The organism is Rhodanobacter denitrificans, from assembly GCF_003335105.1.
In the GTDB taxonomy this organism is placed as follows: Bacteria; Pseudomonadota; Gammaproteobacteria; order Xanthomonadales; family Rhodanobacteraceae; genus Rhodanobacter; species Rhodanobacter denitrificans_A.
In genome coordinates this window covers 104,422-115,851 of the sequence record NZ_QFWQ01000006.1, presented here as the reverse complement: position 1 = coordinate 115,851, position 11,430 = coordinate 104,422, and the positions used below count along the sequence as shown (strand labels likewise).

The 11,430-nt window shown below is 66.9% G+C and carries 8 protein-coding genes and 1 tRNA gene; 3 read left to right on the top strand and 6 right to left on the bottom strand.

What is annotated here, in order from left to right; translation table 11 throughout:
* Positions 1 to 13 precede the first annotated feature (13 nt).
* The 3 genes from DEO45_RS10070 to DEO45_RS10060 are packed head-to-tail and all read right to left on the bottom strand — an operon-like array spanning position 14 to position 3,866.
* A complete protein-coding gene (locus tag DEO45_RS10070) occupies positions 14 to 1,300 on the bottom strand; it encodes a YaiO family outer membrane beta-barrel protein (protein ID WP_114343100.1) in 1,287 nt (428 codons plus the stop codon).
* Positions 1,297 to 2,808: a glycosyltransferase family 2 protein gene (locus DEO45_RS10065; protein WP_223250845.1), complete on the bottom strand. Its 1,512-nt coding sequence runs from the start codon at positions 2,806 to 2,808 to the stop codon at positions 1,297 to 1,299. Before DEO45_RS10065 ends, DEO45_RS10070 begins: the two co-directional genes overlap by 4 nt.
* Entirely contained in the window at positions 2,805 to 3,866 is a 1,062-nt protein-coding gene (locus DEO45_RS10060; RefSeq protein ID WP_189339723.1) for a HEAT repeat domain-containing protein, read from the bottom strand. The genes DEO45_RS10065 and DEO45_RS10060 overlap by 4 nt, the downstream gene beginning before the upstream one ends.
* A gap of 424 nt (positions 3,867 to 4,290) precedes the next feature.
* Between DEO45_RS10060 and queF the strand changes: the two genes are divergently transcribed.
* Together queF and DEO45_RS10050 are read left to right on the top strand one after the other, a co-directional pair.
* Positions 4,291 to 5,115, top strand: a complete 825-nt coding sequence (queF, locus tag DEO45_RS10055; protein ID WP_114343096.1) for an NADPH-dependent 7-cyano-7-deazaguanine reductase QueF — start codon at positions 4,291 to 4,293, stop codon at positions 5,113 to 5,115.
* Positions 5,116 to 5,304: 189 nt separating this feature from the next.
* The gene (locus tag DEO45_RS10050) at positions 5,305 to 5,886 is read left to right on the top strand and encodes a hypothetical protein (RefSeq protein ID WP_114343093.1); all 582 of its coding nucleotides are present in this window, start codon (positions 5,305 to 5,307) and stop codon (positions 5,884 to 5,886) included.
* A gap of 449 nt (positions 5,887 to 6,335) precedes the next feature.
* Here the strand turns inward: DEO45_RS10050 and DEO45_RS10045 are convergent.
* Together DEO45_RS10045 and DEO45_RS10040 are read right to left on the bottom strand one after the other, a co-directional pair.
* A tRNA-Arg gene (locus tag DEO45_RS10045) sits at positions 6,336 to 6,412 on the bottom strand.
* Positions 6,413 to 6,580: 168 nt separating this feature from the next.
* Positions 6,581 to 8,479 (bottom strand): M61 family metallopeptidase, encoded by a 1,899-nt coding sequence (locus DEO45_RS10040; RefSeq protein ID WP_114343091.1) that lies wholly within the window; start codon positions 8,477 to 8,479, stop codon positions 6,581 to 6,583.
* Between the two features lie 277 nt (positions 8,480 to 8,756).
* Here DEO45_RS10040 and DEO45_RS10035 point away from each other — a divergent pair, with 277 nt between their 5' ends.
* On the top strand, positions 8,757 to 9,827 hold the full coding sequence (locus tag DEO45_RS10035) for a GGDEF domain-containing protein (RefSeq protein ID WP_114343088.1): 1,071 nt from the start codon (positions 8,757 to 8,759) through the stop codon (positions 9,825 to 9,827).
* Positions 9,828 to 9,838: 11 nt separating this feature from the next.
* Here the strand turns inward: DEO45_RS10035 and DEO45_RS10030 are convergent, their stop codons facing one another.
* Positions 9,839 to 11,350: an amino acid permease gene (locus DEO45_RS10030; protein ID WP_114343086.1), complete on the bottom strand. Its 1,512-nt coding sequence runs from the start codon at positions 11,348 to 11,350 to the stop codon at positions 9,839 to 9,841.
* Between the last annotated feature and the right edge of the window lie 80 nt (positions 11,351 to 11,430).

Sequence of the window (11,430 nt, the reverse complement as noted above, 5' to 3'; positions counted from 1 at the left end):
CAGCGCGACCCGCTCACCACCGCGAGTACACCGTCAGCCAGAGCCGTCGCTCGTCGTAGCCGTCATCGTCACCGGCATAGCCCGCACCGAGCTTGAAGCCCCACTGCCGCGCAAAGTAGTGTGCCCAGGCGATGCCGATCGCAGCATTGCTGTTGCGCACTACGGTGCCGAAGCGGTCCATGTCGGTGCTGCGGCCATTGCTGATGCTCAGCTCCAGGTAATCGTCGGCATCGCCCCGGTAGTAGTCGCGCAGCAGGAAACGGTTGCTCCAGCTGCCGGAGCCCACGCCCGGCACGTACTGCAGCTTGTAGCGCGCGTACCAGTTGCCGACGTAACGGCCGACGCCGATGCCGTAGAAATCAGTATTGCCGGAGAAGTGCAGATGGTCGACGCTGGCCGACAGCTCCCAGCCGCGGCCCACGCCCTGGAACACCTCCATGCGCCATGCCTGCTCCGGCAGAATGCCGTTCGAAGGACCCTGCTGGTAGCGCAAATTGGCGTAGGCGCGCGACCACAGCGGCGCATAGCCGTCCAACGCCCAGGCCGTGTCGCTGGTGCCGAAATGGTCGGCACGCAGCAATTCCAAGGCAAGCGAGCCGCGGTTGAAATAGCGGCGCAGTGACAGGTCGACATCGTTCCAGTCCTGCCGATCGCCGCTGAAACCGGTGTGGTCCCAGTCGGCGCTGACGCCCCAGCGATAGCCATTGCCGGAATGGATCGCGCGCGGCAACAGGCTTTGCCGCAGATCGTCGACCTCGTCGGCATTCGCCCCTCGTGCCGCCGCCGCATCGAAATCGGCGCGGGCGGCCGCAGGTTGCCCGGCGTCGCGCAGGGCGCGGCCCCGCGCGAGGCGCGCCGCCGGATCGTCCGGCACCAGTGCCACCCAGTGCGCATAGGCCTCAGCCGCCTGCTGCGGACGGCCGCTCCAGCGATAGGCATCGCCCAGCGCCGACCATGCATCGGCATAGCCCGGGCTCTTCTGCACCACGGCATGCAGGTCGCTTTCGGCGGCAGCGAACTGCCCGTCCCAGGCGTAGGTGCGCCCGCGCGCCAGCAGCAGGTCGCCGTTGCCGGGGTACTCGGCCAGCAAGGCGGTGTAGCGCTCGATGGCCAGTCGTCGCTGGCCGCCGGTGGCGAGTTCGCGTGCCTGCAGCATCTTCGCCGTCAATGCACCGGAGGCGGCATCCTGCGCCATCAGGCTGGGCGGACATGCCGCCAACGCCAGCAGCAGCCAAGGCAGCAGGCGAAACGTGCGGAACGGATTCCGTTGCGTGGCCACAGACAGTCCCCTGCGCTTCATGGATGGCTGCTTCCTTCAGCGACCTGCTCGGCGGGCATCACCGTAGTCTCCGCCGGGCTGTGTTGCCACGAACCTTCACGATTGACGTGACCCCACCGGTGCCGCCTGCGCAGCCCGATCAACCAGGTCAGCGTGCCGTAGAAGCGCCAGCAGGAATTCAGCTGCCGATAGCCGAAGTTCTCCAGCACCGCCATGGCGAAAAGCCGGAGTTGCTGCATAGGTCGTGCGTACAGGCCGAAGGACAATTCCTCCAACAGCATCGCGTTGACCGAAAGCAGGACGCCCATGCCCACCGCTGCGACCAGGAACACCAGGAACACCTTCAGCGAGACCAGCCCGACCAGGGCCAGCACGATCATCGAGACGTAGCCGACCACCTCGATCACCGGGCCAAGGAACTCGAAAATCAGCATGAATGGAAACGCCACCCAGCCCGCCGCGCCGCCGCGACGGCTGAACATCAGGCCGATGTTGGACCAGAGGCTTTCGGCCAGGCCGCGTTGCCAGCGCACGCGCTGGTTGCGCAGCGAGGCGAGATCCGTCGGTACCTCGGTCCAGCACACCGGGTCCGGCACGAACACGATGCGGTAGTCGTGCTTCTCCTCGCGCAGGTTGCGGTGCATCCGGACCACCAGATCCATGTCCTCGCCTACCGTGTCGTCGCGGTAGCCGCCAATCGCGATCACCCGCTCCTTGTAGAACACGCCGAATGCCCCGGAGATGATCAGCAACGCATTCATCGGCGACCAGCCCATGCGCCCGAACAGGAACGCACGCAGGTACTCGATCACCTGGAAGCCGGGCAACCAGCGCTCGGGCAGGCCCACCTTCGAAAGCATGCCATCGGTGACCTTGCAGCCGTTGAGCACACGCACCACGCCGCCGCTGGCCACCACGCGCCGGTCCTCCAGGAAGGGACGCACCACTCTGGACAGGCTTTCCGGCTGCAGGATGCAGTCGGCATCCACCACGCAGAACAGCGGATAGCGCACGCAGTTGACGCCGGCATTGATCGCATCGGCCTTGCCGCCGTTGACCTTGTCGACCATGCGAACGTTCGGATATCGCGCCGAGGCGTAGACGCCCCTGACCTGCTCGGTCTGCAGGCGGGCACGATAGGCCTCGGGCACCCACACGAATCCGAATGCCTCGATCAGCGCCTCCCGGGTGCGGTCGCTGGAGCCATCGTTGACCACGACGATCTCGAACTCGGGATAGTTGGTCTTGAGCAGCGAATGCACCGAGGCCACAACCGACTTCTCCTCGTTGCGCGCGGGCAGCACGATGCTCACCGGCGGCTGGTACTCGCGCAGGCCCGGCGGCAGATAGTTGGCCCGGTACTCGCGCATGTAGCGCACGATCTGGTACGCGGAAATGTAGTTGAGGATCAGGTAGGCCAGATTGATCGCCAGGAAATAGATCAAGAAGATCCACTGCATCGATGCAGCGGCGTGCACCCAGGGCACCTGCTGCAGCTGGGCCACGAAGGTCGTCCAGTACCCGTTCATGCCATCGCCCCCATTTCGTACTCGGAAAGCACCTGATCGATGATGTCGCGGCCATAGGCATCGCGTTGCCGCTGCTGCACCTGACGCAACGCAGCGACATCCATTCCGGGCAGCGCCAGCATCGCCTGTGCGGCCCGATAGCGCACCCACCACTCCTTGTCGGCCAGCATGGGCTCCAGGCGTCCGCCATCGGCCGCTTCGCCGATGCGGCCGAGTGCGGCCACCGCGTGCATGCGCACGTGCCAGCGCGATGCGGCGAGGAGGTTCGCTACCCGTTCGCGGTCCCGCTTGTCATTCACCAGCTGCAGGCAGACCGAGGTGACGTGGTCGTCGACAGGGTTGTCGAGCAATTGCCGGATCACGCTGGCGGCACGCTCGGAATCGATGTCGGCCAGGAACCGCACCAGCTTCCCCATGGTGGCGTCATTGGCACGCAGCACGACATTGCCGAGCTCGCGTGCCGCGCTGCCATCCTCGTTCTTGGCCAGGATGCGCGCCACGCTGCCGGACGCCCAGTCCTCACGTTTCAGGATCATCGGCACGAACATCGCCATCCCGCGGGACGGGTCCACCTGCCCCAGCGCATGCGCCGCGCATAGCGAAACGATAGGACTGCGATCGCCGAGGAACGAGGCCAGTTCGTCGAACACATTCCGGTCGCGCAGGTGCCCGAGCGCGATGATGGCCATCGCCCGATGGTGGTAGCTGCCGCGCAGCATGTGTCGCGACGCCTCCACCAGCCCGACGCGATGTCCCAGCGGCACCAGTCGCCGCGACTCCGGATCGGCCAGCGATTCGTGGACCGCGTTCCACGCCTCGATGAAGCCGGTGGCCTCGCCTCGTCCGAGGCGGCGCGTCGGCACATCCTTGCCCGCCAGCACTTGCTGCAACACCTGCGCCCAGTGCAGACGTGCGCGCTTCTCACGTCGCGCACGCCTCTGCGCGTGCACTCGCAGAAGAATGATGACCGCCAACATGCTGAAGGCAAGGAGCAGGGTGAGCGCCGCCACCCAGTACGCCACATCCAGTACGGTGGCTTCGTTGGCCAGACTTTCCATGCGTTTCCCCTCCTGCGCCGAGAAGGCGCAGCTGCCCAAAATCCTGCTTGATTCAGAAAAATGCATGGTTTGCGCCAACCTCGCGCGAGCAAGCCTGGCAGCCCATGTCTTTGTTCGTGAGTCCCCTGGTCAGCGCGACAGGCCGCGGCACACGGCGGGCTATGCGCTGTCAGAGATTATAGCGTGAGAAAATGTGAATGCGCTCACAGATTTTGACTTCGTACTGTGTATGGACACACAGTAGCCAAACCTGACGTGGAGGGTCACGCCACCGACAGCATCGGTCCGGCCGCTGACGGTACCGCGACGCAACCGGCCCAGGTGGTGCATGCCAGGTCGGTGCCGGCGACCGTTGCGCCCAATGCGGCGGCCGTGCCGGAGCCCCCATGCCGACCGTCGCCCGCGGCAGGTAAAATGCCGGCCCATGAGCACCCCCGAACACTCTCCGCTCGGCAAGGACACCGTCTACGCCGGCCGCTACGACCCCAGCCTGCTGTTCCCGATCCCGCGTGCGGACAAGCGCGCGGAGATCGGCATCGCCGACACGCTGCCGTTCCATGGCGTGGACATCTGGAATGCCTACGAGCTGTCATGGCTCGACCTGCGTGGCAAGCCGCAGGTGGCGATGGCCGAGTTCCGCGTGCCGGCGCTGTCGCCGCAGATCATCGAGTCGAAGTCGTTCAAGCTGTACTTGAACGGCTTCGCGCAGGAGCGCATCGCCGATGCCGCCGCGCTGGCCGCCACCCTGACCCATGACCTCTCCGCAGCGGCCGGCGCGGCGGTCGGCGTGCAGTTGCGCGACGCGCGCGCCGACGCACTGCCCGTCATCGATTTGGACGGCCATCTGCTCGATGACCAGAACATCGCCATCGACCACTACGGGCCGCCACAAGCCGATTTCCTGCAGGCCGACACCGGCGCGATGCCGGTGGCCGAAACCGTGCTCTCGCACCTGCTGCGCTCGAACTGCCCGGTCACCGGCCAGCCCGACTGGGGCAGCGTGCAGATCGCCTATCGCGGCGCGCCGATCGACCACGCCGGGCTGCTGCGCTACCTGGTTTCGTTCCGCACCCACAACGAATTCCACGAGCAGTGCGTGGAGCGCATCTTCGTCGACCTGACGCAGCGTTGCGCGCCGCGGCAGCTCAGCGTGTATGCGCGCTACACCCGCCGCGGCGGACTGGACATCAACCCGTTCCGCAGCAGCGCGCCGGCCTCGCCCGGCAATCCGCGCACGGTGCGCCAGTAGCGGCACAACCATCGCCCGCATTCCGCACCGCCCGTCGCCGGCGCGTGAAAACGCATCGCCCTGGACGCCGCTCGGTAATCCTCGCTTCAGATCGACGGCGCTAGCCTTGGTGACCTGACCAACGCGCCCGGACGGCGCCGCGGCAGTCGCCATGGACGGCATCCGTCTGCGACCGAGCCAGGAGTTTCCATGACACGTCCCATGCGCAACACCGCACTGTTGAGCGCTGCCCTTGCCGCCCTGCTGCTGAGTGCCTGCGGCAAGAACGAACCTGTCGCCCCGCCGGCCAGTGCACCCGCCCCGGCCCACACCGCCGCCGTTCCCGCACCGGCTCCCGCTCCGGCCGCCACCGCCGCGCAGCCCGCCGCCGCCACTACCACCCATACCAGCGATGTGGCGCCCAGCGCCCCGGCAACACCCCCGCCCGCACCGCTCACCGTGGCCAAACTGACCTTGGGCAGCGCGGTGAACGCCGAATACAAGGTGACCCGCCCCGGCAACCGTTTCGCCACCAGCGACAGGACCATCTACGCCAGCGTCGCCACCGAAGGCAGCACCGGCGGCGCCACGCTCAACGCGAAGTGGAGCTACCTGGAAGGCCAGGGCCAGCTGGTCAGCAGCATCAGTCAGTCGATCGCCACCGACGGCCCCGCCATCACCACGTTCAAGGTGCAGAACCCCGACCTGTGGCCCGAAGGCAAGTACCGCGTGGAGATCTCGCTGGACGGCAAATCCGTGGCGAAACAGGATTTCGAGATCAGGAAGAGCTGAGCGAGAAGGCATGGAACAAGCGGAGAGGAGTGGGCACGGCGGCGCCGGTCGGCGTTCTCCCGTTGCTCATTTCCCTTCACCGGTGCGCAGGTCGAACAGGCGCGGCTCGCTGCGGAAACCGCAGAGCCGATACGGATGGGATTGCTCCGGAACCGGGCGGTCGTGCAACCGTTGCTGCAGGCGTTGCGATGCGCAGTCTTGCTGTAATTCTGCCCTGCCATCTCCCGCATCAGCATATGCAGATAGTCGGCAACAATCGCCTCGACTTCTTCGCGCCCCCAATCCCTTCGAGGCAATGGCAGGTCTGTACCCATGCCGGGTCGAACCTTCAGCAACGTATCTGGCGGATGTCGCACCAGGTGGTGCGCGCCGTGACACGCGGCACGCCGCTCCACGCACGATGCACCAGCACATCCGTCATGGCTGCGCCGGTTCGTTCAAAAAGAGAATGGTGCGCCCGGCGGGATTCGAACCCACGACCCCTGCCTTCGGAGGGCAGTACTCTATCCAGCTGAGCTACGGGCGCATGCAAGGCCGCGCGGCAGGCCGGCCAAGGCCGGTGCCGCGGGGGAGCGCAGTATAGCGGAGTTGCCGCCGAGGGGCATGCGTGGCGCGGCGGCAGGTGGCGCCCCGCTCCGCATGCCCGCCCAACCCCCGGCCCTCTCCCGGCACGGGAGAGGGATCGCGGCGGGCTTCAGCGGGCCTTGAGCAGCGTGGTGAGCGTGTCGGGCTTGCGGGTGTCGCGGACCAGGTGCGGGTATTTCAGGCCGTCGTGGTAGTCGATGCGGATGGTCTTGTACTCGTCGAAGTTCTTCACCAGCAGCTCGACCGGCTGGTTCCTGTCCTTGGCCGAGGCGGTCACCGCCTCCTTGAGCGCGTCGGCGTCATAGTCGCGACCATTGACGGCGATCACCGTCATGCTCGGCGACAGGCCGGCCTTGAACGCGGGGCCGTCCCACAGCACGTCGCTGATGCTGCCACCCTTGCCGATGGAAACGCCCAGCGAGTAGGTGAGGTCGACGCTGTGCCGGCGCGCCTCGATCGCCTTCACCGCGTCGGACGGCTTGTCGGTGTAGACCAGCTTCCAGCCGTGCGACTCGATGCCGCCGGTCAGCGGGCCATGGCCATCGAGGCGCGTACGCAGGTATTTCGCCCAGTCGTACGGCGCGATGTCGTTGAGCGTCTTGACCACGTCCTCGAAGGTGTAGGTGTTGACGTCCCACTTGCCGTTCTCCATGCCGAAGAACGCCCTGCCGAAGTCGTCGATGCTCTTCTTGCCGCCGCTCAGCTCACGCAACTGGCCATCGACGTCGAGCCAGATCATCTGGCCGGCCGAGTAGTAGTCCTCGCTGCCCTGGTAGTTGCGGTACGGCAACGGGCGACGCTGCGCGATGATCGGGTCGTTGGTGGTGTCCTGCACGTTGCGGAAACTGGCCAGGCCGGGGCGGCCCCTGTCGTAGGCGGCAGCGGTGAAGGCCCACATGTCATGCGCCTGATCGGCGTCCCACAGGCCCGAACGCGCGGCCATCACCTGGCCCCAGAACTGGGTCTGGCCTTCGTAGACCCACAGCAGGGTGTCGCTCATCGGCACGTTGAAGTTCGGCGTGGCGAGATCCGCGCCGCGGCGATACTTGCCGTCCCAGGAATGGTTGAACTCGTGCGAGAACAGATCGCGGGCCAGCGCATTCTTCTTCCACTCGGTGAAGAAGTCGGCCGAGGTGCCGTCCTCGCTGGAGCGATGATGCTCGAGGCCATTGCCGCTCATCTTGTCGCTGAGCGAGACGAGGAAATCGTAGTGGTCGTAATGGTGCGCGCCGTACATCTTGTACATCTGCTGGACCAGGTCCCGGAACGGCTTGATCTGCTCCGGCTTGATCTCCAGGTACTTCATGTCGTCGGCCACGATGCTCATGTGCACCGGCGCCTTGGCGCCCGGATCCAGGTCGATGCGCTTGAAGTACTTGCCGGCATAGATCGGTGAATCGACCAGGTCGTCGTAATTGATCGGCTTGAAGTTCAGCGTGTCGCCGTCCTTCGAGGCCACTTCCAGCGCGGTGCCGGCCTGCCAGCCGGCGGGCAGCTTCACGCTGGCCTCGGTATTGATTTGGCGGGCGAAGTAGCCAGCCGGATACAGCGTCACCGAGTTCCATTGCAGGTTGAGCATCTCCGGCGTCATCACCACGCGGCCCTGACGCTGGTCCTGCGACGACAGGAACTGGAACTCGACCTCCACCCCACTGGCACCCTGCGGCACGTCGACGTGGAACGCGTAGACGTTCAGCGGGTCGCGCGTCCACGGCAGCACCTGGCCGTTCGCCTTCACCATCAGCCCGGCCATCTTGTCGATCGTGCCGTTCGGCGAATGGTTGCCGGGCAGCCACTGCGGATAAAGCAGGGTCAACGGCCCCGGCTGCGCCGGAATCACCTCGTGCACGCGGAAGATCCGGCGCGCCACGTCGGTAGCGTCCACTTTGATCTTCAAGGTGCCCTGATACGGCACATCCCGCGGCGCAGGGACATCGGCAAGCGCGGCGAAACTGGCCAGGCCGAGGGCGGCAGCGGCAAGGGCGGAAGCGAGGCGGGTGGCTTTCAATGCGTTCTCCGGGAGGGAAATGGGCGTCTGCCGGGCAGGCCGGGATCCGCGGCGAGAGGGCCGCCCAGGCCAGACAGACTCGGGGAATCCGTGCCACAGCAGTTGCCGCGGCAGGAATCCGAGGCGTCGATGCTAGACCGGCAACGCCGGGCTTCACCCCTGCCGAAGGTCACGCGCATGGCTCGCGCATGAACCCACCTCGGCCGCCGGCCGGAGTCTGGCATCCATCTTGCTCTGCTTGAGTCGAGCCTCCCGGCCTCCACCCGGCAGAACCCGCATGCACGTCCTGTTCAAGCACCTCCGGAAAGCCGGCAACACGGAGCAACGCCGCGAGTACAGCCACTATCTGGCGCAGCAGATGGGGCCGATGATCCACGCCTTGATGCTGGTGGGCGCGCTTGCCTATCTGGTGGCAGTCATCGCCAGCACCCTGGTGAACCACTCGTCGTTGCCGCTGTGGCTGCGTCTCGTACCGCTGCCGCCGCTGCTGCTGGTGGCCTCGTCGACCCGGTATGTGCGGCAGCCGCGCCTGCTCAGCTCGCTGACCCTGCTGTGCGTCGTGCTGCTGGAGATCGGCATCAACCTCAACGGCGTGGATGACGTGCACCGGCGGTCCGTGGTGCTGCCCGGGTTGCTGCTGCCGGTGGCGTCGTCGGTGATCTGGCTGGGTCGCTGGGATTTCCTCGCCGCCATGTTGCTGTGCGCGCTGGGGCCGCTGCCGATGCTGCTGTTCGGCGGTACCGACAACATGCAGGTCCTCCAGTACCTGGTCTACATGGCGATCGCGATCGCGCTGTCGACGGTGCTGCGCGCATTCATGGCGCGCACCCTGTTCGAGCAGTTCCGCCTGGAACGCCAGCTGCGCGAGCAGGTCAACACCGATGGCCTCACCGGCCTGCTGGTGCGCAACCGCTTCCTGGAGCTGGCGCGACTCGCGCTGGGCGACATCCGTCTACGGCAGCAGCCGGCGTGCGTGCTTTACCTGGACGCCGACCACTTCAAGTCGCTCAACGACAACTACGGCCACGCCGCGGGGGATGCGGCGCTGATCGCGCTGGCCTCGGTAATACGCCGGCAGATGCGCCAGGGCGACCTGATCGGCCGCATCGGCGGCGAGGAGTTCGCGATGCTGCTGCCCGGCCTCGACCTGCAACAGGCCGGCGCCCGCGCCGAGCAGCTGCGTCAGTCGATGCACGAGATCCTGCGCCCGGACGGCCCGTTGACGGTGAGCATCGGCGTGGCCGAATGCGACCACGCCGGCGAGGTCCTCGAAACCCTGCTGGCCCGCGCCGACCAGGCGATGCGCCAGGCCAAACGCGACGGCCGCGACCGGGTCGTCAGCGCCTGACCCGGCGAGGTTCAGCCTTCGCCCGACGCCGCCAGCTTGCTGCGGCGGATGCCGTAGGCGAAGTAGATCACGCAGCCCAGCGCCATCCAGACGATGAAGCGCTCGTAGGTGATCCACGGCAAGCCGTAGATCAGCGCGGCGGAGAACACGATGCCCAGTGGCGCGGTGAACCACACCGCAGGGGTCCTGAAGTTGCGCTGCAGTTCCGGCCGGCGCACGCGCAGCAGCATGATCGAGGCGCAGATGATGATGAAGGCGCTGAGCGTGCCGATGTTGACCAGCTCGGCCACCTCGCCGATCGGCAGCAAGCCGGCGACCAGCGCGGTGAACAGGCCCAGGATCAGGGTCGGTCGCGCCGGCGTGCCGAAGCGCGGGCTGACCCTGGCGAACCATGCCGGCAGCAGGCCGTCGCGGGCCAGCGCGAACCAGATCCGCGCCGCGCCCAGCATGAACGCGAACAGCACGCTGGTCACGCCGATCACCGCCGCCGCCGCGATGGTGACGCTGAGCCAGTGCAGGCCGATCGACTCGAACGCGTCCGACACCGAGGCCTCGCCGCCCAGCTTGCTGTAATGGGTGATGCCGGTGAGCACCAGCGATACCGCGAGGTACAGCACCATCGCGATCGCCAGCGACAGCAGCACCGCGCGCGGCAGGTCGCGCTGCGGGTGCTTCGATTCCTCCGCCGCGGTGGTCAGCGTGTCGTAGCCGAACACCGCGAAGAACACCACGCTGGCGCCGGTCAGCACGCCCTGCCAGCCGAAGTGGCCGATGCCGGTGGCGGCGTCGACCATCCGCGGCGGCACGAACGGATGCCAGTTCGCGGTGTCGATGTAGAACACCCCCACGCCGACCACCAGCAGCACGCCGATCACCTTGATCGCCACCACCAGCGTATTGAAGCGCGCGCCCCACTCGGTGCGCACGGTCAGCAGTACCGCGACCGCCAGCGACACCGCGGCGGCGATCACGTTGAAGCGGTGGCCGTCGCTCGGTCCGGCGATCGGGTGGCTGCCGTGCACGCCGAAGGCCTGCTGCAGGTAGTACTCCATGGTCTGCGCGCTCATGCTCTGCTGCGCCCATTCCGGCAGGTGCACGCCGGCGGAGTTCAGCAGCACCTGCACGTAGCCGGACCAGCCGATCGCCACCACCGCGACCACCAGCGCGTATTCCAGCAGCAGGTCCCAGCCGATGATCCAGGCTGCGAACTCGCCGAGCACCGCGTAGCCATAGGTGTAGGCACTGCCGGTGACCGGAATCAGCCCGGCGAACTCGGCGTAGCACAGCGCGGCGCAGGCGCTGCCGATGCCGGCGATGAGGAAGCTGAGCGCCACCGCCGGGCCGGCGTTCATCGCCGCCTGCTGCCCGGCCAGCACGAAGATGCCGACGCCGATGATGCCGCCGATGCCGATCGCGGTGAGCTGCCACAAGCCCAGCACGCGGCGGAAATCGCCACGCGTGCCGGCCTCCGCCTGCAATTGCTCGACCGTCTTGTGGCGCACCAGCTTGCTGAAGAATCCCATCGCCTGCCCCTGAGTCAAACAAGCGGCGATCATAGCGAATGCGCACGCGCTCACCCAGCGCGGTGCAGCACGGTTGCCGC